Here is a 21,011-nt window from a genome sequence, read left to right as displayed (position 1 = left end):
GCTCGCAACCCGACAGCAGTTGGCCTAATCTGGCGTCAGATATCTTGCCGAAACCCTCTCGAAAGACCTTCCCGATGTCGACCCATGCCGCCCGCCTCGCCGCTCTGCGGGCCCAGCTCCAGCGCGATCGGCTCGACGGTTTCGTCGTTCCGCTGACCGACGAACACATGTCCGAATATGTCGGCGGCTATGCGCAACGCCTCGCCTGGCTGACCGGCTTCCAGGGGTCGGCCGGCAACGCAGTGGTGCTCCCCGAGGCGGCGGCAATCTTCACCGACGGCCGCTACACGCTGCAGGTGCGCGAACAGGTCTCCGCTGACGACTGGCAGTTCGTCGCGGTGCCGCAGACGAGCGTCGCGGCGTGGCTGGGCGACAATGCCGCCAACGGCGCGCGGATCGGCTATGACCCGTGGCTCCACACCCGCGCCTGGGTCGAGGAAGCGCGCGCGAAACTGGCGGCGCGCGGAGCCGAGCTGGTCGCGGTCGACACCAATCCGGTCGATGCGGTCTGGCCCGATCGCCCCGCCCCCTCCGCCGCCCCGCTGGACGTGCAGAACGACGATCGCGCCGGAGCGACCTCCGCCGCCAAGCGCGCGCAGATCGCCGACTGGCTCGCGACCGAACACGCCGACGCGGTCGTGCTGACCGCGCTCGATTCGATCGCCTGGTTGCTCAACGTGCGCGGTCGCGACGTCGCACACACGCCGGTCGCGCTGGCCTATGCGATCGTCGCGGCGGACGGCACCGCCGACCTGTTCATCGCGCCCGACAAACTGACCGATGCGGTGCGCCAGCATCTCGGCAACGCGATCCGCCTCCACCCGCGCGATGCGTTCGCGGAAGGCCTTGCGCACTATGCCGGCAAGACGATCGCCGCCGACCCGAGCGGCGCGGTCGCGGCGATCTTCGATGCGCTCGAAGGCGGCGGCGCGACCGTGCTAGCGCGCCGTGATCCGGTTCTGCTCGCCAAGGCGACCAAGAACCCGGTTGAAATCGCCGGGCACCGCGCGGCATCGGTCCGCGACGGCGCCGCGCTCGCGCGCTTCTTGCGCTGGGTCGAGACGGAGGCGCCCAACGGCACGCTGACCGAGCTCGATTGCGTCGCGCGGCTGCAAGCGTTCCGCGAGGCAACCGGGGTGTTGCTCGACACGTCGTTCGACACGATCTCCGCAACCGGCGCCCACGGCGCGAGCCCGCATTATCACGCGACTCCCGAATCGAACGCCCGGCTGGAGCTTGGGCAACTGTATCTCGTCGATTCGGGCGGGCAATATGCCGACGGGACGACCGACGTGACGCGCGTGCTGCCGATCGGCACGCCGACCGCCGAAATGCGCGACCGGTTCACCCGCGTGTTGCAGGGCCATATCGCGCTCGCGACCGCGGTGTTCCCGGCGGGGACGACCGGGGGGCAGCTCGACGGCTTCGCACGCCGGCCGCTCTGGCAGGTCGGGCTCGATTATGCGCACGGCACCGGCCACGGCGTCGGCGCGTATCTTTCGGTCCACGAAGGCCCGCAGCGAATCGCCCAGCCCTTCTACCCTGGCGGCGGCCCGGGCGAGCCGCTCCGCGCGGGGATGATCCTCTCGAACGAGCCCGGTTATTACAAGGCGGGCGAATACGGCATTCGAATCGAGAACCTGCTGCTGGTCGAGGACCGCAATTTCTCCGAAGGCGCCCCGTTCCTCGGGTTCGAGACGCTCACCTTCTGCCCGATCGAGCGCAGCATGATTCTCCCCGAACTGCTCAGCACCGCCGAGCGCGCGTGGCTCGACGCTTATCATAGCGAAGTGTTCGCGGTGCTCAGCCCAGAGCTCGAGGGAGACGAGCGGACGTGGCTCGCGGAGAAATGCGCGCCTATTGCGTAACGTCGTCCGGGAGCGGCGCAGGCGGTGATCCGGCATCGGCGGCGCGGGCCTGCGCCTTGCGCCGCTTGAGGTTTTCCCGAAGCGCCGCTGCCAAACGGTCGGCTTTTTCGTCTTTTGTGTCGGCCATTGTGCATGTGCTCCTTGACATTCGCTGCTCAGCCGTCTCTTACGCCGCTTCCGCTGCAAAGTGGAGTTGCTGCCGTAGCTCAGTGGTAGAGCGCATCCTTGGTAAGGCTGAGGTCGTGAGTTCAATCCTCACCGGCAGCACCATTTTTCCCGATCATCGTCGAGATCATTTCCCCGCCGGGGGAGCCCTCCGTTGATGTGATCCGGCTGGCGTCGGATGATCCGAGCCGGTATCAGCCCATTTCTGGCGGGATCACCGCATGTTCGAAAGGTAGCCAACCCGTGTCCATGGTTCAGCCACGATCTTCGGACCCGCTTTCCGCGACCTTCGACATGGTACGGATCATCAACCTTCCGAATCGCGTCGATCGCCGCAAGGGCGCGGTCGCAACCTTGCGGGGTCTGGGCGCGGAGATCGACGGGCGCAGGATCGCGTTCCACGAAGCGACCCGTCCGGACAGCGCTGGCGGTTTCCCGACGATCGGCACGCGGGGCTGTTTTCTCAGCCATCTCGGCGCGTTGCAGGCGGCGCGGGCGGCGGGTGCAACGTCGCTGCTGATCCTGGAGGACGACGTCGCCATTTCGCGCAGCGAGATGGCACGGCTGCCGGGGACGCTCGCGGCGCTGGCGCGCGAGCCGTGGGACGTCTTCTACGGCGGCTCCCCGGCGACCGAGACCACAAGCCCGCTCTCCCCCGTCGCGCCGGACGAGGCGGTGATGCTGGCGCACTTCATCGCGTTTTCGAAGCCCGCGATCGCGGCGCTGGTCCCGTATCTCGAGGCAATCCTGGCGCGCGAGCCCGGGAGCCCGGAAGGCGGACCGATGCATGTCGACGGCGCCTATTCCTGGTTTCGGGCGGCCCGCCCCGATCTGCGCGCCTTTGCCGCGACCCCGCACATCGCGCATCAGCAATCCTCGCGCACCGACATCCATGCGCTCGGCTCGAGCGACACGAACGCGCTGCTCCAGCCGTTGCTGCAGGTCGCGCGCTCGATCAAGAATGCGATCCGCAACCGGAGCTGACTTCCCTGGCGTGATTCGACCGGACGCTACGATTCGCGGTTCCACGAATAAACCCGATCACCGACTGCGGGATTCTCACCTTTCCCGGGGGGCTCCGGGGGCATAACGCCCCCCGGGTCTGGCCTTGCGCATTCGTCCCACACTTGGATTCGAACGCGAGCCCGCCCGCATCGCCGCGACCACCGGGTCGCGCTGGAGAATTCAACCGTGGCAACCAAACGTCCCGATGGCATCAAGGATTACACCGGCCCCGCCGGCGGCTGGGGCGCGCTCAAGGCGGTCGCCATCTCGCTCAAGGCGCAGCAGATCGTCACCAGCGGCGCGCAGACGCTGCTCAAGTCGAACCAGCCCGACGGCTTCGATTGCCCGAGCTGCGCCTGGCCCGACCCCAAGCACACCAGCTCGTTCGAATTCTGCGAAAACGGCGCCAAGGCCGTCGCATGGGAATCGACCGCCAAGAAGATCGGCGCGAAGTTCTTCGCCGAGCACAGCGTTTCCGACATCTGGAAGCAAAGCGATCACTGGATCGAGGATCAGGGCCGCGTGACCGAACCGCTGCGCTACAATGCCGCCACCGATCATTATGAGGTCGTCGGCTGGGACGAAGCAATCGCCGAGATCGGTGCCGGGTTCGCCGCGGTGCCGCACCCCGACCAGGCCGAATTCTATACCTCCGGTCGCTGTTCGAACGAAGCGGCGTTCCTGCTCCAGCTGTTCGTGCGGCTGTACGGCACCAACAATTTCCCGGACTGTTCGAACATGTGCCACGAGGCGACCTCGGTCGGCCTTCCCAAATCGATCGGGATCGGCAAGGGCACCGTCAGCCTCGAGGATTTCGACCATGCCGACCTGATCCTGTCGTTCGGTCACAACCCCGGCACCAACCACCCGCGGATGATGGCGACGCTCCGCGAAGTGTCGAAGCGCGGGGGCAAGATCATCGTCTTCAACCCGCTTAAGGAACGCTCGCTCGAACGCTTCGAATCGCCGCAGTCGGTGGTCGAGATGGCAACGGGCACCGCGACGCCGATCGCGTCGACCTATCTGCAAGTGAAGGTCGGCGGGGATGCCGCGGCAATCAAGGGCATCGCCAAGGCGCTGGTCGCGCTCGACGATGCCGCGCGTTCCGCGAACGACGCCGGCGCGGCTCCCGCAGAGCCGACGCTCGACCACGCCTTCATCGCCGAGCATACCGCGGGGATCGAGGCGTATATCGCCGACCTGCGCGAAACCACGTGGGAGGCGATCGAGCGTGGCAGCGGGCTGACGCGCGCGGATCTCGAAGGCGTCGCGCAGATCTACGCGGTCTCGAAGGCGACGATCTGCTGCTACGGCATGGGGATCACGCAGCAGCGCACGGGGACGAGCAACGTCCAGCAGATCGCCAACCTGCTGCTGCTCCGCGGCAACATGGGGCGGCCGGGCGCGGGGATCTGTCCGCTCCGCGGGCACAGCAACGTCCAGGGCGACCGCACCGTCGGGATCACCGAACGGCCCAAGCCCGCCTTCCTCGACCGGATGCGCGACGTCTTCGGGTTCGAACCGCCCCGCAAGGACGGCCATTCGGTGGTCGAGAGCATCGCCGCGATGCGCGACGGCAAGGCGCGCGCGATCCTGTGTCTCGGCGGCAATCTCGCGATCGCCTCGTCCGACCCGCAGGCGTGTGCCGAAGGGTTCCCCAACATGGATCTCGCGGTCCACATCACCACCAAGCTCAACCGCACGCATCTGCTGATGGCGAAGGCGACCTATGTCCTGCCATGCCTCGGACGGACCGAACTCGACGAGCAAGCGGGCGTTCCGCAATCGGTGACGGTCGAGGATTCGATGTCGATGGTCCACGCCTCGCGCGGGTTCCTCAAGCCGCCGGGCGCAGACGTGAAGTCCGAGATCTGGATCGTCGGGCAGATCGCCAAGGCGACGCTGCAGGGCAAGGGCGCGATCGATTGGGACGCGTTCATCGGCAATTACGACCTGATCCGTGACAAGATCGAAGCGGTCTTCCCCGATTTCGCGGACTATAACCGGCGCGTGCGCGAGCCCGGCGGGTTCCACCTGCCCAACAGCGCCGCGCTGCGGATCTGGAACACCGACAGCAAGAAGGCGAACTTCTTGTGCACGCCGACGCTCGAGGACGATTCGACCAACGGCGACCCCAACGTCTTGCGCCTCACGACGCTGCGCGCGCACGACCAGTATAACACCACGGTCTACAGCCTCGACGATCGCTATCGCGGCGTGTTCGGCCGGCGCGACATCCTGTTCATGAACGAACGCGACATCGCGCGCATGGGCTTCGTCGAAGGCGACGTGGTCGATATCGCGACCGCACTCGATTTTGCGCGCGCAGATCGCGTGGTACAAAGACTTACAATCGTGCGTTACGCGCTGCCTGAAGGATGCTGTGCATCCTATTATCCGGAGACCCAGCCGTTGATCGCGCTCGAAGATCATGATCCGCAAAGCTTTACGCCGTCGTACAAATCGGTGCCGGTGACGGTCCGCGCAAGCGGGAGCGACCTCGGCGCCGAGCTGGGCGTAGTCCGCGCCGGCGTCGTCGGTCGATCGAAGCACGTCCCCGCGTGAGCTACGCCCCGACGATCGACACTTACGCCAGGCTCGCCGCGACCAAGGCGGCCGGGCTGCGGCAATCCCCGCTCGGGTTCTTCACCGGCGCGATGCTGGCGGGCACGTACATCGGCATCGCAATGATCCTCGCGCTCAGCACCGGCGCAGGGTTGCCCGCCGGAGTCCGCCCGCTGGTGATGGGCGGAACGTTCGGAATCGGGCTGATCCTGACGGTGTTCGCGGGCGCGGACCTGTTCACCGGCTACGTCATGTATCTCGGCTTCGGGCTCGCGCGACGGACGATCACGCTGTCGGAAGCGATCCAGATGATCGTCGTCGTATGGGTCGGCAATCTGGTCGGCGGGGTCATCCTGTCGCTGGTGTTCGCGGCGGGCGGCGGCGGGGCGATCTTCGCCAATGCCAATGCGATGTTCCACGCCTATGTCGCGCATAAGGTGGAGGCGAGCGCGCTGGCGCTGCTGGCGCGGGCGATCCTGTGCAACTGGCTCGTCTGTCTCGCGATCTGGACCGCGGCGCGGATGCAGGGCGATGCCGCCAAATGCATCGCGATGGCGTGGATCCTGCTCGCCTTCGTCGCCGCCGGGTTCGAGCATTCGGTCGCCAACATGACCGGGCTGACGCTCGGGCTGCTGGTCGATCACCCGTCGATCAGCATCGCGGGCATGGTACGCAATCTCGCGATCGTCTCGATCGGCAATGCGATCGGTGCGTTGGTCTTCGTCTGTGGCGGGTATCTCGCCGCGGCGCGGACCGACGTCGTCGCGATCGCCAAGTAAAGGAATTCCCATGTCCGGTCCCCGCCTCTTCGAACCACTGACGATCGACGGGCTCACGCTCGCCAACCGCATCGTCATCGCCCCGATGTGCCAATATTCCGCGGTCGACGGTTGCATGACCGACTGGCACCTGATCCATCTCGGGCAGCTTGCGCTGTCGGGGGCGGGGTTGCTGACGATCGAGGCGGCTTCGGTGCTGCCCGAGGGCCGGATCACCTATGGCGACGTCGGGCTGTACGACGATGCGACCCAGGCCGCGATGGCCCGGACGCTCGACAGCGTCCGGCGGCATTCGGACATGCCGATCGCGGTCCAGCTGTCGCACGCCGGGCGCAAGGCCTCGACCGACCTGCCGTGGCGCGGCGGTGCGCAGATCGCGCCAGGGTCGGACAATGGCTGGCAGACGGTCGCGCCGTCCGCGGCCGCGTTCGGAAAGGATGACACCGCACCGTTGGCGCTCGACCGCGATGGTCTGACGCGGGTGCGCGACGCGTTCGTCGCCGCGGCGAAGCGGGCCGCCGCCCTGGAGCTCGACCTCGTCCAGCTTCACGCCGCGCACGGCTATCTGCTCCACCAGTTCCTCTCGCCGCTGTCGAACCACCGCGACGACGCGTACGGCGGCAGCCTGGAAAACCGCATGCGCTTCCCGCTCGAAGTGTTCGACGCGGTGCGCGCCGCCTTCCCGGCCGGCAAACCGGTGACGATGCGCGTCTCGGGGACCGACTGGGTCGACGGCGGCTGGACCAGCGACCAGACCGTCGCCTTCGCCCAGGCACTGGAAGCGCGCGGCTGTTCGGCGATGCACGTGTCGAGCGGCGGTCTCGATCCGCGCCAGCAGATCCCGGTCGGCCCCAGCTACCAGGTGCCGCTCGCGCGCGCCGTCAAGCAGGCGGTCGGGATTCCGGTCGTCGCGGTCGGGCTCATCACCAAGCCCGAACAGGCCGAAGCGATCATCGGGACGGGCGACGCGGACATGATCGCGCTGGCGCGCACGATCCTCTACGATCCGCACTGGCCGTGGCACGCCGCCGCGGCGCTGGGCGGGACGGTGGTCGCCCCCAACCAGTATCTCCGCTCGCAACCGCGGCAGTATAAGGACCTGCTGCAGCCGCCCGCCGCGCGCTGACGCGCGCCCCGGCGCGGCGGTCGATTACTTCCGTGGCAGCAACTGCCAGACCTTGACCCGCCCGGTCGGATGCGGCGTTCCGTCGAGCCGGACCGCACGGCGGATCGACACCGGTTGGCGGAGCGTCTCGCCCTTCATCGGGCCTTCGCCGCCCTGGCTCGTCGGCATCGCGAGGATGCGCTTCACCACGTCCATCCCCGCGACGACCTTGCCGAACACTGCATAGCCGGGCGATCCCGGCCGCGCGTCCATGTTCGGGAACGGCCCGGACATCAGCGAGAAGTTGGCGGTCCCTGAATCGAGCGCATCATAGCGCGCCATCGAAATCACCCCGTCGACGTGCCGCAACCCGGTCTTGCTGGTCGGTTCGAGCGGCAAGGTGCCGAGCCGCCGACGCGCATCGGTGCCGATCCCGCCCTCGATGAACCCGAGCCCCGGCTTGCCCGGTCGCCGCGATGCGCGGAAGAAGGCGGTACCATCGAGCCGCTGGTCGTCGACATAGGCAAGGAAATTGGCGGCGGTCTTCGGCGCATGCCGCGTATCGACCGCAACGACGATCGGCCCCGCCGACGTTTCCAGCCGCACCCGGACCATCGGTGGCTCGGCGGGGGCCGCACCCGTCAGCAGCGCCAGCGCCACGATCCCCAATATCCACCGCATCCGTTCGTCTCCGTCAGTCCCCGCCTCCGCTAGGGGAAGAGGATGCCGCGCGGTATCCCCCACCGCCCAGCCGGGGACGTCGCACGATGAACCGAGCGCGCGAACCCCGGTTCCGCCATGACGCCCGCCCGATGGGCGCTGCGAACGTCGTCGCAGCATTGCGACCGATGGGCCGCCCCGCTCTCTATGATGGTGCAACGCCTGGCCGATGGGAGAAGCGCGTGCCGCCGGTTGCCGCCGTATCGAACCTGTCGTCCCCCGCCGTTGCCCCCGCTGCCGAACCCGGCACGGTTCCCGACGGCGCGTTCCAGCGCGCGCTGGGCACCACTCCAGACACCACGCCGGCCACGCTCCCCGTCCCAGCGCCCGTGACGGCGACGATACCCCCGCGCGACACCCCGCTAACGATCGCGGCGACGATCGCGGCGGCGGGAACGGAAACTGCCCGTGGGATCGGCACCGCGGTCACGCCACCGACGCCCGTTTCATCGCCCCCGCCTTCGGAAGACATCGCGCCGCCGTCGGGAGCACCCGCCGAAACCGGCGGTCCCGCGCGCGCGTCCGGCACCGATGGAGCTGTGCAGCCGGTCGTGCGGAATTCAACGGCGTCCCACTCCCCGGGAACGCCCGGCACGACGGACAAAACCGGCACCATCGCGAACGGAGCCGCCGCAACCGACGCAGCGCCACAAGCAGCAGACGCCACCACCCCCGCACCGGTCGATGCGGCGGCGCACGATTCCGCTGCCGCTCCACGGACGGCGGCGCCGCACCGCGCCAAATCGGCGGATACCGCGATCCCGGACGAGATCGCCCCCCCGGACTCCCCGCCGGTCGCGGTGCCAAATGCACCGATCGTCGCGCCGCCCCCGCCCGTTCCCGCTGCACCGGCCGACGCCCGGTCTCGCCCCCTGCCGGACACGACCGCCGCCATCGCCGCGCACCGCGGCGACTCGTCTGGCGGAATGCCCGCCGCGCTATCGACCTCACCCGCGTCGGCGACGGACGACACGGCGATGAAGGCCGATACCACCTTTCTAGCGAGCCCATCGGGGGATCAGCCGAGCAAGCCATCCCCCGCAGGATTGCCTGAGCCGCAAACCGCGTCACCACCCGCCCCCGCTGCCGTGAACACCACGCCAACGCCGCCAGCCGCGCCGGTGGTTCCGCCTGCCCAAGCCCCAGCGGCGCAACCCGGCGTCCCGCCCCCCGCCATCGCCTCACCGCGCCGGACGATCGATGCCGGCACCGCGCGCGCGGCGGTCATCGGGCGTGACGTCGCGCTGGCGATCGCGCGGCATGCCAAAAGCGACGGCGCGAATACGCTGACGATCCGGCTCGATCCGGTCGAACTCGGGCGAGTCGAGGTGCGGATGCAGATCGACGCAACCGGCAAGCTGACCGCTACCGTCTCCGCCGAACACGCGAGCGCGCTCGACCTGTTGCGGCGCGATTCCGCCATGCTCGCGCAAACGCTGTCGCAAGCCGGGGTGCAGGCCGACGCCGGCAGTTTCCGCTTCGACACCCAATCCGGCGGCAACGGTGCGGGTCCCGGCAGCGGCAGCGAACGCGGATGGGCGTTCGCCGCCCCGTCGCGCAGCCCCGACGACGAACCGGACGACAGCCGCAGCGCGCCGTCCCCCACACGCCCGGGCCTGCGCGCCAGCGGGCGGATCAACCTCGTAGCTTGAGGACGCCCCCATGACCACGACCACCGCCGCCACCGCCGCCGCAACCACCCCCACGGCACCATCATCCGCGCTGACGAAGCTGACCAACGATTCGACCACGTTCCTGAAATTGCTGACGACGCAGATGCAGAATCAGGACCCGCTCAAGCCGATGGACACGTCCGAATATACCCAGCAACTTGTCCAGTTCTCGCAAGTCGAACAGTCGATCCAGCAGAACCAGTCGCTGAAGGACATCCTTGCCAAACTGTCGTCCGCGGATCTGTCCAACGCCGCCGCGCTGATCGGCCATGTCGCGAGTTTCGACAGCAGCATCGCGGGGCTGGGTTCGACCGGCGACGCCACCTGGCGCTTCGCCGCCGACCGAACGCCACAAACGATGCTCGCGACGATCAGCGACGCCAACGGCAATACGGTCACGACGCAGCCGGTCGATCCCGCAAGCGGACAGGTCCGCTGGAACGGCACCGACAGCCACGGCGCACGTGCCCCGAACGGTACCTATACCTTGTCACTCACCGCAACCGATGCCGCCGGGTCGAGTATTCCCGTGACGATCGCGGCGGAAGGCATGGTGAGCGAGGTATCCGTCGAAAACGGCAAGCTTACATTACTGGCGAATGGTCAGCAGTACGCCGCCGACAGCCTCGCGCGTCTTGCGGCGACCAGTGGAGCTTAGACCTCCTCCGAATAGCTTACACTGTTCGTATCATAGATTTGCACTCTTTCGATCCGTATACATCGGGTGCGTCTTCGCTGTTCCCCTGTCTCCAGCACATATTGGCCGATCGTGATCATGTGGTCCGTAAAATCCGACGGAAAAAGGCTGTCCGGCCAATCCCGGCGCGATCCCGCACCGGACGACGGCCTTTGGCGACTCCGGCGCGAACCGGTGCCGCAACGACGGCTCCGGCACCGCCGTAGTCGCACCCGGCCACGGCCATGAAAACAGGACGTTAACGCCTATCGTTTAGCGGAATATGTGTCGGGGGTTTTTCGCAATGCCGTTTTCCAGGATCCATCTGCCGCCGGGCGAGCAACCGCTGGTCGTCGCGACGCTGCTGCACTTCCGCCGGCAAGTCCCGTGGATGTACACACTGCTGATCATCAACGCGGTTGCGTTGGCCTATACGCATGCGAACCTCGCCCCGCGGTGGCTGACCCACGCGATCCCGGCGATGCTGATCCTGCTGATCGCCTCGCGCCTGTTCCGCTGGCTGATGCCGCCGACCCCCGACATGCTCACCGAAAACGGGGCACAGCGGGTGATCCGGCAGTCCACCATCCTCGGGTCGGTCATGGCGGTCGCGTTCGTCGCCTGGGCGCTGTCGCTGGGCGCCTATGGCGGCCCGTATGAGCAAGGCCATGTCGTCGTGTTCGTCGGGACGACGGTGCTGTGCTGCCTGTTCTGCCTGACGCACCTGCCCGGGGCCGCCGCCGCGGTCGGCACGCTCGTCAGCCTGCCGTTGGTGACCTATTGCCTGGTCAGCGGGAATCCGGTGTTCGTCGCGGTCGGCATCAATCTCGCGCTGGTCACCGTGGTGTTCCTCGTCATCCTGCGGGATGCGCACAAGGTGTTCCAGGGCCTCGTCATGTCGCGCAATGCGCTGATCGTGGAACGCCAGCAGGCGCAGCGGTTGAGCGACGAGAACCAGCAACTCGCGCATACCGACCCGCTGACCGGGCTCCCCAACCGCCGTTTCTTCTTCGGAGCGCTGGAAGCATTACTGGCCGCACGCGGAACGGCGGCGGACTCGGCGGAAGCGCGCCCCTTCTGCGTCGGCGTGCTCGATCTCGACCGGTTCAAGGCGATCAACGACACCTACGGCCACGTCTATGGCGATCGCCTGCTCGATGCGATCGGGCATCGCCTGGCGTTGCGCGCGGGCAGCGCGGTGACGATCGCGCGGCTCGGTGGCGACGAATTCGGCGTGTTGTTCGACGGACCCGCCGAACAGGCGGAACCCGCGATCGCGGCACTGTGCGCGGCGATCCACACGCCCGTCGCGATCGACGGCATGGAAGTGACGCTCGGGTGTTCCGCAGGGATCGCGGTCTATCCCGAAGCGGGGACGACCGCGCATGCGCTGTTCGACCGGTCCGATTACGCCCTGTACCACGTCAAGGCGCATCATCGCGGCGGATGTGCGGTGTTCTCGCCCGAACAGGAAGCGCTGATCCGGGTCGAACAGCGCGTCGAGGCGGCGTTGCAGGTCGCCTCGCTCGAACGCGAACTGGAGGTCCATTACCAGCCGATCTTCGACACGCGCTCGATGACGATCAGCAGCGTCGAGGCGCTCGCGCGGTGGCGCTCCCCGGTCCTCGGCGAGATTGCCCCGGCCACCTTCATCGCGGCGGCGGAACGGATGGGGATCATCAACCGGGTCACGCTGATCCTGTTCGGAAAGGCCCTGGAAGGGCTGGCCGCGCTGCCCGATCCGATCGCCTTGTCGTTCAACCTGTCGGCGCAGGACCTGATGTCGCCCGCGACGATGCGCGAGATCGTCCGGATGATCGTAGCGACCAACGTCGCGCCGCGCCGGATCGTGTTCGAAGTCACCGAGACGTCGCTCGTCACCGACATGGCGACCGCGCGCGAGGCGTTGCAGCGGTTGCGCAGCTTCGGCGTGCGCACCGCGCTCGACGATTTCGGGACGGGCTATTCAAGCCTGTGTTCGCTCCACGAACTCCCGCTCGACATTCTGAAGGTCGACCGCACCTTCGTTACCGGCATGGCGACCGGATCGGGCCGCAACATGGTCTCGGCGATCCGCAACCTCGCACAGTCGCTGTCGCTCGAGTGCACGATGGAGGGGATCGAGACCGAAACCCAGCTGATCGAGATATCGCTCGCCGGCTACCGCTATGCGCAGGGGTTCCTGCTCGGCCGTCCGATGCCGATCGACGCGCTGTTGATGACGATGCGCGAGCAGACGATGCAACTGCCCGAAGCAACGCGGCTCGGCGTGCGCGGCGCCGCATAAGGTCGAACTGGGCTGCCCCTACTCTCTGCCCCTTACTGTCGAACCGCATCGCGCCGACCGCAGCGGCGACCCCCCTTGTTCACTCCGAAAAGAGGGCCGTCAGCGCGCCTGATCGAAAGCCGCGCATTCTCCTGTTGCACCGCACCGACATTTTCGTATACGTTATATAAAGTTCAAGCGAGAAAGGTCGAGACGCAATGTCGGTTGCATGGAAGGGTGTTTTTCCCGCGGTAACGACGCAGATCCGTGAAGACCTCTCGGTCGATTTGGCGGACACCCAGCGCGTCGTCGATGATCTCATCAAGGACGGCGTCACCGGCGTGATCGCGCTCGGCACGGTCGGCGAGAACAACTCGTTCGAATATGACGAAAAGGTCGAAGTGCTGACCGCAATCGTCGAGGCAGTCGCCGGGCGCGTGCCCGTCATCACCGGCGTTTCGGAATATGACACACGCCGCGCGGTGCGCTACGCCAAGGCCGCCGAAACCGCGGGCGCGGACGGGCTGATGCTGCTCCCGCCGATGGTCTATGTGCCCAAGCCGCACGAACTCGTCGCGCATTTCAAGGGCGTGGCGGAGTCGGTCGGCCTGCCGATCATGCTCTACAACAACCCGCCGGCGTACCGAACGCTGATCGACAATGACGTGCTTGCCGCCTTGGTCGATGTCGCCAACATCGTCGCGGTCAAGGAATCCGCCCCCGACACGCGCCGCTTCACCGATGTGAAGACCGCGTTCGGCGACCGCTACGTGCTCTTCGCCGGCCTCGACGACGTCGCGCTCGAAGGGCTGTATCTCGGCGCGCAGGGCTGGGTCTCGGGCCTGACCAACGCCTTCCCGCGCGAATCGGTCGAGCTGGTCAACGCCTTCGCACGCGGCGACCATGCCAAGGCGATGGAAATCTATCGCTGGTTCATGCCGCTCCTCCACCTCGATGCCGAGCATGACCTCGTCCAGTCGATCAAGCTCGCCGAGCAAGTGATGGGCCGCGGCTCCGAACGCGTCCTGCCGCCGCGCTACCCGCTGATCGGCGAACGCCGCGCAGAAGTGATCGCGATGGTCGAGAAGGCCGCCGCCACCCGTCCAACGCTTGCCCCCCCGGCACCCCTCGCGTCCGCGCACGCCGCCTGATAGCCTCCGCCGATGCGCCATACCTTCTTCTGCATCGACGGCCACACTGCCGGAAACCCCGTCCGCCTCGTCGCGGGCGGGGCACCGCTCCTGAAGGGCGCCTCCATGTCGGAGCGGCGGCAGGATTTCATGACTCGGTTCGACTGGATCCGCACCGGGCTGTGCTTCGAGCCGCGCGGGCATGACATGATGTCGGGCGGGTTCCTCTACCCGCCGACGCGCGGCGATACCGACGTCGGCATCCTGTTCATCGAGACGAGCGGTTGCCTGCCGATGTGCGGGCACGGCACCATCGGGATGGTGACCTTCGGGCTCGAACACGGGCTGATCCAGCCCGCCGAGCCGGGCCGATTGCGGATCGAAGTCCCTGCGGGCGTGATCGACGTCGCCTACGAGACGCAGGGTGACAAGGTCACCGCGGTGCGGATCACCAACGTCCCCGCCTATGTCGCGGCCAAGGGCATTCAGGTCGATGTCGACGGGATCGGACCGCTTACGATCGACGTCGCCTACGGCGGCAATTATTACGCGATCATCGAGCCGCAGGGCGACTACACCGGGCTCGACGCGATCGGCGCGGCGCGCCTGATCGACCTCAGCGGCAAGATCCGCGACGCGGTGCGCGCAGTCTACGAACCCATCCACCCGCTCGACCCGACGATCCGCGGCGTCAGCCATATCCTGTGGGCGGACGTTCCCCGCGAAGACGGCGCGGATGGCCGCAACGCCGTCTTCTACGGCGACAAGGCGATCGACCGCTCGCCCTGCGGGACCGGGACCTCGGCCCGGCTCGCGCATCTCGCCGACCAGGGCCGGCTCGCCCCCGGCGACCGTTTCGTCCACGAAAGCTATATCGGCAGCCGCTTCATCGGCCGGGTCGAGGCAGCGACCACGCTTGGCGACCAGACCGCGATCATTCCGTCGATCGAGGGATCGGCGATTGCCACCGGCTTCAACACGATCTGGATTGATCGCAGCGATCCGTTCTGGGAAGGTTTCCAGGTTACGTGAGCCGCGGCGTCGCCAGCAGCTTCGTCCCTTCCATCGGAGCTGACCGTTCATGAGCATCGTCGTCCGCACTCTGTCCGAACAGGTGTTCGAGATCGTCCGCGAGCAGATCGTTACCGGAAAGCTCGCCGGCCACACCCCGATCCGCCAGGACGCGCTGGCGAGCGAACTCGGTGTCAGCAAGATTCCGCTGCGCGAAGCGCTCGCGCGGCTCGAACAGGAAGGGCTGCTGACCAGCCATCCCAATCGCGGCTATGCAGTCCAGCCGATGTCGGCGGCCGAAGCCGACGACATTTTCGCGCTGCGCCTCAGCATCGAACCCGCCGCCGCTGCCTATGCCGCCACCGTCGCCACCGAAGCGGACCACGCGATCGCGCAGAGTGCCTTCGAGGAACTCGACAGCGCCGCGAGCGACCGGCTTGCCGAAGTGGCGATCCGCAACCGTGTGTTCCATACCGCGCTCGTCCGCCCGGGGCGCCGGTTGCTCACCACGCAAATGGTCGAGCGGCTCGCGATCCTCGCCGAACGCTATGTCGTCGCGCACCTCCAGCCCGCCGGGCGCGAGGATCGCGCGCATCTCGAACATCGTGGGTTGCTGGATGCCTGGCTCGCCCGCGATCAGGCGCTGATGACGACGTTGCTCGCAAGCCACATCCAGTCGACGCTGACCGATCTCCGGGGCCAGCTCGGCACCCAAACGAACTGACGGAGACTGGGGATGGGGACTATGTTCGGACCGCGCAAATCATTTGAGTCCCCCGTTTCCGACAAACATAGCCTCGCCAAGACGTTGAGCTGGCCGCATCTGATCGCGCTCGGCGTCGGCGCGATCGTGGGCACCGGAATCTATACGCTGGTCGGCGTGGGGGCCGAACGCGCCGGGCCCGCCGTCATTCTAGCCTTCGTCATCTGCGGGATCGTCTGCGGGTGCGCGGCGCTTGCCTATACCGAACTCGCGACGCTGATCCCCGCGGCGGGGAGCGCCTATACGTTCAGCTACACCGCGCTTGGTGAAACCGTCGCCTGGGTCGTCGGGTGGAGCCTGATCCTCGAATATTCGCTCGCTTGTTCGACCGTCGCGGTCGGCTGGTCGGGCTATCTCGTCGGCTGGATCGAGGCAGCGGGGGTGCATCTGCCGCACGCCTTGCTGGTCGGGCCGCATGGCGGCGGGCTGATCAACTTGCCCGCGGTCGGGGTTGCGCTCGCGGTGATGGGGATGCTGATCCTCGGCACGCGCCAGAGCGCGACGCTCAACATCATCCTCGTCGTAATCAAGCTCGTCGCGCTGACGCTGTTCGTGATCTACGCGCTGCCCGCGTTCAATAGCGCAAACCTGCATCCGTTCATGCCCTACGGCTTCGGCTCGATCGAAAGCGGCGGGCACAAGCGCGGGGTGATGGCGGCGGCGGCGATCGTGTTCTTCGCTTTCTACGGTTTCGATGCGGTCGCGACCTCGGCGGAGGAAACCAAGAACCCCAAGCGCGACCTGACGATCGGGATCGTCGGGTCGATGCTGGTCTGCACGGTGATCTACATGGCGGTCGCGATCACCGCGATCGGCGCGCTCCCCTTCACCGCGCTCGCCAATTCGCCCGAGCCGCTCGCCCTGGTGCTCCGGCAATTGGGCGAGCCGTTCGCCGCGCAGCTGATCGCGCTGGCGGCGGTCATCGCGCTCCCGTCAGTCATCTTGGTGATGATGTACGGGCAAAGCCGCATCTTCTTCGTGATGGCGCGCGACGGGCTGCTCCCGCGCGGGCTCGCGACGGTGAGCAAGCGCACCGGATCGCCGACGCTGATCACGCTCCTGACCGGCCTGTCGATCGCCGCGGTGGCTGGGTTCTTCCGGCTCGACGAGATCGCCGAGTTGGCGAATGCGGGGACGCTGATCGCGTTCATTTCGGTCGGCGTCTGCCTGATCGTGCTGCGCCGCACCGCCGCCGACATGCCGCGCGTGTTCCGCTGCCCCGCGGCGTATGTCGTGGGGACGCTGACGGTGCTGGGCTGCCTCTACCTGCTCGCGAGCTTGCCGACCTCGACGCTGGTGCGCTTCGTCGGGTGGAACGTGATCGGGCTGGCGCTGTATTTCATCTACGGGCGGCGCCAGAGCAATATCGCCCAAGGGAAGCGGGTGCCCGCGACGATCTGACCCGTGCTCCGGCGCAAGCCGGAGCCCAGGGTTACTGAGGATCGCGCTCCCCCCACACGCCCGTCATCCTGAGCTCGTTTCAGGATCCAGCCCTCCACGAGTCCGGACCAAGCCTGCCGCACGATGGATGCTGAAACAAGTTCAGCATGACGGCAGAAGGGGAGAGGCGAGCGCCAAGAACGATTCCGTTTCCGTGCAATAGCGACTAGGCCAGTCCCATGCCCGCGCAATTCCCCTGGCAATTCGGCTCCGTCCTCCCCTGGCTCGACCTGTTCGGGATCGCCGTCTTCGCGATCACCGGCGCGCTCGCTGCGATCCGGCATCGGCAAACGCTCGTCACCGCGACCTTCTTCGCGCTGATCACCGGCACCGGCGGCGGATCGGTGCGCGACCTGCTGATCGGCGCGCCGGTGTTCTGGGTGCACGACCGGCTCGTCGCGGGAACGTGCCTCGCGGTCGCGGTGCTGGTGTGGACCACCCCGCAACGCTGGTGGAAAGGCACCGCGCTCGACTGGCTCGATGCGGTGGGCTTGGCGGCGTACGCGGTGTTCGGCGCAGCCAAGGCGCTCGCGTTCGGCATCCCCCCCGTCCCCGCCGCCTTGATGGGCGTGGTGACGGCATGCATCGGCGGCGTTATCCGCGACGTGCTCGCAGGCGAACCGTCGATCCTGATGCGCCCCGAACTGTACGTGACCGCGGCGGCACTCGCCGCAGGGTCCTATGTCGCGCTGGTGATGGCAGGCGTATCCCCCAATCTCGCCGCCCCGATCGCCGCAGCCTGCGGCTTCGCACTGCGCGCGGCGGCGATCCGCTTCAAGCTCGCGCTCCCCGCCTATGGCGACCGCTAGCGCGTTTCCTGCGGAACCCTCGTAACCGGCCGCGCGCTTTCCTATTTCCCACTCTGGCGCTCCCATCAGAACAGAAGTAGAACTCGCCTTATGCTGACTCATATTTCCGTGCGCGGCGCGCGCGAGCACAATCTCAAGGACGTGTCGGTCGATATCCCGCGCGATACGCTGACGGTCATCACCGGCCTGTCGGGGAGCGGCAAGTCGAGCCTCGCGTTCGACACGATCTACGCCGAGGGCCAGCGCCGCTACGTCGAATCGCTCAGCGCCTACGCGCGCCAGTTCCTCGAGCTGATGCAGAAGCCCGACGTCGACCATATCGAGGGCCTGTCGCCAGCGATCAGCATCGAGCAGAAGACCACCAGCCGCAACCCGCGCTCGACCGTCGCGACCGTCACCGAGATTTACGATTACATGCGCCTGCTGTGGGCGCGCGTCGGCATCCCGTACTCCCCCGCGACCGGCGAGCCGATCGCCGCGCAGACCGTCAGCCAGATGGTCGACCGCGTGATGGCGCTCCCCGAGGGCACGCGGCTTTACCTGCTCGCCCCCGTCGTGCGCGGACGCAAGGGCGAGTATAAGAAGGAGCTGCTCGAATGGCAGAAGGCGGGGTTCACCCGCGTCCGCATCGACGGCGAGATCCACGAGATCGACGAAGCCCCCGCGATCGACAAGAAGTTCAAGCATGACCTCGAGGTCGTCGTCGACCGCCTCGTCATCGGTCCCGACATCGCGACGCGCCTCGCCGAAAGCTTCGAAGCCGCGCTGAAACTCGCCGACGGGCTCGCCTATGTCGACCCCGCCGATCCGGTCGAGGTCCATACCCCCAAGCAGGAAGTGCTCGGCGACAACGCGCCCCCCGGCCGCATCGTGTTCAGCGAGAAGTTCGCCTGCCCGATCTCGGGCTTCACCATCGCCGAGATCGAACCGCGGCTGTTCTCGTTCAACGCCCCACAGGGCGCGTGCCCCGCGTGCGATGGCCTCGGCGAAAAACTGCTGTTCGACGAGGATCTCGTCGTCCCCAACCATGCGCTCAGCATCAAGAAGGGCGCGGTCGTGCCGTGGGCGAAGTCCAACCCCCCGTCGCCCTATTACATGCAGGTCCTCGGCAGCCTCGCGCGCGAATTCGACTTCAGCCTCGAAACCCCTTGGGAAGACCTGCCGGACGAGGCGCAGCGCACGATCCTCCACGGCACCAAGGGCAAGCCCGTCACGCTGACCTTCATCGACGGCAAGAAGTCGTACGACGTCAAGAAGCCGTTCGAAGGCGTGATCGGCAACCTCAACCGCCGCATGCTCTCGACCGAGAGCGCGTGGATGCGCGAGGAACTCAACAAATATCAGAGCGCCGCCCCGTGCGAAGTCTGCCACGGCGGCCGCCTCAAGCCCGAGGCGCTCGCGGTCAAGATCGGGATGCGCGACATCTCGAGCGTCACGCGGCTCTCGGTCGTCGATGCGCTCAAATGGTTCGAGCAAGTCCCCGCCGACCTCAGCGACCAGCAACGCGCGATCGCCGAGCGGATCCTCAAGGAAATCCTGGAACGCCTCGGCTTCCTCAACAACGTCGGGCTCGACTATCTCAACCTCGATCGCACCTCGGGCACGCTGTCGGGCGGCGAATCGCAGCGCATCCGGCTCGCGTCGCAGATCGGCAGCGGGCTGTCGGGCGTGCTCTACGTGCTCGATGAACCGTCGATCGGGCTTCACCAGCGCGACAATGACATGCTGCTCAAGACGCTGCGGCGTCTGCGCGATCTCGGCAACACCGTGCTGGTGGTCGAGCATGACGAGGATGCGATCCGCACCGCCGATTATGTGATCGACATGGGGCCGGGCGCGGGCGTGCGCGGCGGGCATATCGTCGCGCAAGGCACGTTCGAGGAAGTCCTCGCCAACGAGAACAGCATCACCGCCGATTATCTGTCGGGCCGGCGCGAGGTCGCGGTGCCCAAGACCCGGCGCAAGGGCAATGGCAAGAAGATCACCGTCCACAACGCCACCGCCAACAATCTGAAAGGCGTCACCGCGAGCCTCCCGCTCGGCACCTTCACCTGCATCACCGGGGTCAGCGGCAGCGGCAAGTCGAGCTTCACGATCGACACTTTGTTCGCCGCCGCATCGCGCACCCTGAACGGCGCACGGATCGTCCAGGGCAAGCACGACAAGATCACGGGCTTGCAATATCTCGACAAGGTCATCGACATCGACCAGTCGCCGATCGGCCGCACCCCGCGCTCCAACCCCGCGACCTATACCGGCAGCTTCACCCAGATCCGCGACTGGTTCGCCGGGCTCCCGGAATCGCAGGCGCGCGGCTACAAGCCCGGGCGGTTCAGCTTCAACGTCAAGGGCGGCCGCTGTGAGGCGTGCCAGGGCGACGGGCTGCTCAAGATCGAGATGCACTTCCTCCCCGACGTCTATGTGACGTGCGACGTGTGCCACGGCGAACGCTACAATCGCGAGACGCTCGAGGTGAAGTTCAAGGGCAAGAGCATCGCCGACGTGCTCGACATGACGGTCGAGGATGCGGTCGACTTCTTCAAGGCGGTCCCGCCGATCCGCGACAAGATGGCGATGCTCGAGGAAGTCGGGCTCGGCTACGTCAAGGTCGGCCAGCAGGCGACGACGCTGTCGGGCGGCGAGGCGCAACGCGTCAAGCTCGCCAAGGAGCTTTCCCGCAGGGCGACGGGGCAGACGCTGTACATCCTGGATGAACCGACGACGGGGCTGCATTTCGAGGACGTGCGCAAGCTGCTCGAAGTGCTCCACCAGTTGGTCGAGCAGGGGAATACGGTGGTCGTGATCGAGCACAACCTCGATGTGATCAAGACCGCGGACTGGGTGCTGGATCTTGGGCCTGAGGGTGGGGTCAAGGGCGGGGAGATCGTGGCGCAGGGGACGCCGGAGGTTGTGGCTAAGGCTAAGGGAAGCTTTACGGGGAAGTATTTGGCGCCGTTGTTGAAGGAACGGAAACAACAGCCGAACTGATAATATACCCTTTGGTATATTCTAGCTGCTCGGATACTCTTTCGGGCT

Annotated in this window: 16 protein-coding genes and 1 tRNA gene; 15 read left to right on the top strand and 2 right to left on the bottom strand. The window is 67.0% G+C overall.

Annotated elements, in window-relative coordinates; all coding sequences use genetic code 11:
- The first annotated feature begins 74 nt into the window (after positions 1-74).
- Positions 75-1,868 (top strand): aminopeptidase P family protein, encoded by a 1,794-nt coding sequence (locus ABIC16_RS03460; RefSeq protein ID WP_354290044.1) that lies wholly within the window; start codon positions 75-77, stop codon positions 1,866-1,868.
- On the opposite strand, the gene ABIC16_RS03455 is transcribed toward ABIC16_RS03460, so the two are convergent.
- On the bottom strand, positions 1,858-1,995 hold the full coding sequence (locus tag ABIC16_RS03455; protein WP_354290043.1) for a hypothetical protein: 138 nt from the start codon (positions 1,993-1,995) through the stop codon (positions 1,858-1,860). The two genes, ABIC16_RS03460 and ABIC16_RS03455, sit on opposite strands and share 11 nt — an antisense overlap.
- Positions 1,996-2,063: 68 nt before the next feature.
- On the opposite strand from ABIC16_RS03455, the gene ABIC16_RS03450 reads away from it, so the two are divergent.
- The 5 genes from ABIC16_RS03450 to ABIC16_RS03430 all read left to right on the top strand — a co-directional run bounded on the left by ABIC16_RS03450 (position 2,064) and on the right by ABIC16_RS03430 (position 7,508).
- A tRNA-Thr gene (locus ABIC16_RS03450) sits at positions 2,064-2,138 on the top strand.
- A gap of 144 nt (positions 2,139-2,282) precedes the next feature.
- Positions 2,283-3,017 carry a glycosyltransferase family 25 protein gene (locus ABIC16_RS03445; RefSeq protein ID WP_354290042.1) on the top strand — a complete coding sequence of 245 codons (735 nt, stop codon included), beginning with the start codon at positions 2,283-2,285 and terminating at the stop codon, positions 3,015-3,017.
- A gap of 207 nt (positions 3,018-3,224) precedes the next feature.
- Positions 3,225-5,603, top strand: a complete 2,379-nt coding sequence (locus tag ABIC16_RS03440) for an FdhF/YdeP family oxidoreductase (RefSeq protein ID WP_354290041.1) — start codon at positions 3,225-3,227, stop codon at positions 5,601-5,603.
- The gene (locus ABIC16_RS03435; RefSeq protein WP_354290040.1) at positions 5,600-6,382 is read left to right on the top strand and encodes a formate/nitrite transporter family protein; all 783 of its coding nucleotides are present in this window, start codon (positions 5,600-5,602) and stop codon (positions 6,380-6,382) included. Before ABIC16_RS03440 ends, ABIC16_RS03435 begins: the two co-directional genes overlap by 4 nt.
- A gap of 10 nt (positions 6,383-6,392) precedes the next feature.
- Entirely contained in the window at positions 6,393-7,508 is a 1,116-nt protein-coding gene (locus tag ABIC16_RS03430) for an NADH:flavin oxidoreductase/NADH oxidase (RefSeq protein WP_354290039.1), read from the top strand.
- 24 nt (positions 7,509-7,532) lie between these two features.
- Here ABIC16_RS03430 and ABIC16_RS03425 read toward each other — a convergent pair whose 3' ends face one another.
- Positions 7,533-8,168: a peptidylprolyl isomerase gene (locus ABIC16_RS03425; protein WP_354290038.1), complete on the bottom strand. Its 636-nt coding sequence runs from the start codon at positions 8,166-8,168 to the stop codon at positions 7,533-7,535.
- 167 nt (positions 8,169-8,335) lie between these two features.
- Here ABIC16_RS03425 and ABIC16_RS03420 point away from each other — a divergent pair, with 167 nt between their 5' ends.
- The 9 genes from ABIC16_RS03420 to uvrA all read left to right on the top strand — a co-directional run bounded on the left by ABIC16_RS03420 (position 8,336) and on the right by uvrA (position 20,963).
- Positions 8,336-9,859, top strand: coding sequence for a flagellar hook-length control protein FliK (locus ABIC16_RS03420; protein ID WP_354290037.1), 1,524 nt, complete (start codon positions 8,336-8,338; stop codon positions 9,857-9,859).
- A 10-nt stretch (positions 9,860-9,869) separates the two neighbouring features.
- A complete protein-coding gene (locus ABIC16_RS03415; RefSeq protein ID WP_354290036.1) occupies positions 9,870-10,538 on the top strand; it encodes a flagellar hook assembly protein FlgD in 669 nt (222 codons plus the stop codon).
- 322 nt (positions 10,539-10,860) lie between these two features.
- Positions 10,861-12,843, top strand: a complete 1,983-nt coding sequence (locus ABIC16_RS03410; protein WP_354290035.1) for a putative bifunctional diguanylate cyclase/phosphodiesterase — start codon at positions 10,861-10,863, stop codon at positions 12,841-12,843.
- 197 nt (positions 12,844-13,040) lie between these two features.
- The gene (locus tag ABIC16_RS03405) at positions 13,041-13,973 is read left to right on the top strand and encodes a dihydrodipicolinate synthase family protein (protein ID WP_354290034.1); all 933 of its coding nucleotides are present in this window, start codon (positions 13,041-13,043) and stop codon (positions 13,971-13,973) included.
- A 12-nt stretch (positions 13,974-13,985) separates the two neighbouring features.
- Positions 13,986-14,984: a 4-hydroxyproline epimerase gene (locus tag ABIC16_RS03400; RefSeq protein ID WP_354290033.1), complete on the top strand. Its 999-nt coding sequence runs from the start codon at positions 13,986-13,988 to the stop codon at positions 14,982-14,984.
- Positions 14,985-15,033: 49 nt separating this feature from the next.
- On the top strand, positions 15,034-15,687 hold the full coding sequence (locus ABIC16_RS03395) for a GntR family transcriptional regulator (RefSeq protein WP_277969493.1): 654 nt from the start codon (positions 15,034-15,036) through the stop codon (positions 15,685-15,687).
- A 12-nt stretch (positions 15,688-15,699) separates the two neighbouring features.
- Positions 15,700-17,127: an amino acid permease gene (locus ABIC16_RS03390; protein ID WP_502958278.1), complete on the top strand. Its 1,428-nt coding sequence runs from the start codon at positions 15,700-15,702 to the stop codon at positions 17,125-17,127.
- 218 nt (positions 17,128-17,345) lie between these two features.
- Entirely contained in the window at positions 17,346-17,975 is a 630-nt protein-coding gene (locus ABIC16_RS03385) for a trimeric intracellular cation channel family protein (RefSeq protein WP_354290032.1), read from the top strand.
- A 90-nt stretch (positions 17,976-18,065) separates the two neighbouring features.
- A complete protein-coding gene (gene uvrA, locus ABIC16_RS03380) occupies positions 18,066-20,963 on the top strand; it encodes an excinuclease ABC subunit UvrA (protein ID WP_354290031.1) in 2,898 nt (965 codons plus the stop codon).
- Positions 20,964-21,011: the final 48 nt, after the last annotated feature.

This window comes from Sphingomonas sp. PvP055, from assembly GCF_040546365.1.
Taxonomy (GTDB): Bacteria; Pseudomonadota; Alphaproteobacteria; order Sphingomonadales; family Sphingomonadaceae; genus Sphingomonas; species Sphingomonas echinoides_A.
The sequence above is the reverse complement of the archived record's forward strand: the minus strand, read 5'-3'. Positions and strand labels throughout refer to the sequence as shown.

Coding starts and splice junctions, on each gene's coding strand:
- ABIC16_RS03395 (WP_277969493.1), top strand. CDS start 15,034: ATGAGCATCGTCGTCCGCACTCTGTCCGAACAGGTGTTCGAGATCGTC.
- ABIC16_RS03420 (WP_354290037.1), top strand. CDS start 8,336: ATGGGCCGCCCCGCTCTCTATGATGGTGCAACGCCTGGCCGATGGGAG.
- uvrA (WP_354290031.1), top strand. CDS start 18,066: ATGCTGACTCATATTTCCGTGCGCGGCGCGCGCGAGCACAATCTCAAG.
- ABIC16_RS03455 (WP_354290043.1), bottom strand. CDS start 1,995: ATGGCCGACACAAAAGACGAAAAAGCCGACCGTTTGGCAGCGGCGCTT.
- ABIC16_RS03385 (WP_354290032.1), top strand. CDS start 17,346: ATGCCCGCGCAATTCCCCTGGCAATTCGGCTCCGTCCTCCCCTGGCTC.
- ABIC16_RS03425 (WP_354290038.1), bottom strand. CDS start 8,168: ATGCGGTGGATATTGGGGATCGTGGCGCTGGCGCTGCTGACGGGTGCG.
- ABIC16_RS03430 (WP_354290039.1), top strand. CDS start 6,393: ATGTCCGGTCCCCGCCTCTTCGAACCACTGACGATCGACGGGCTCACG.
- ABIC16_RS03460 (WP_354290044.1), top strand. CDS start 75: ATGTCGACCCATGCCGCCCGCCTCGCCGCTCTGCGGGCCCAGCTCCAG.
- ABIC16_RS03405 (WP_354290034.1), top strand. CDS start 13,041: ATGTCGGTTGCATGGAAGGGTGTTTTTCCCGCGGTAACGACGCAGATC.
- ABIC16_RS03415 (WP_354290036.1), top strand. CDS start 9,870: ATGACCACGACCACCGCCGCCACCGCCGCCGCAACCACCCCCACGGCA.
- ABIC16_RS03445 (WP_354290042.1), top strand. CDS start 2,283: ATGGTTCAGCCACGATCTTCGGACCCGCTTTCCGCGACCTTCGACATG.
- ABIC16_RS03400 (WP_354290033.1), top strand. CDS start 13,986: ATGCGCCATACCTTCTTCTGCATCGACGGCCACACTGCCGGAAACCCC.
- ABIC16_RS03410 (WP_354290035.1), top strand. CDS start 10,861: ATGCCGTTTTCCAGGATCCATCTGCCGCCGGGCGAGCAACCGCTGGTC.
- ABIC16_RS03390 (WP_502958278.1), top strand. CDS start 15,700: ATGGGGACTATGTTCGGACCGCGCAAATCATTTGAGTCCCCCGTTTCC.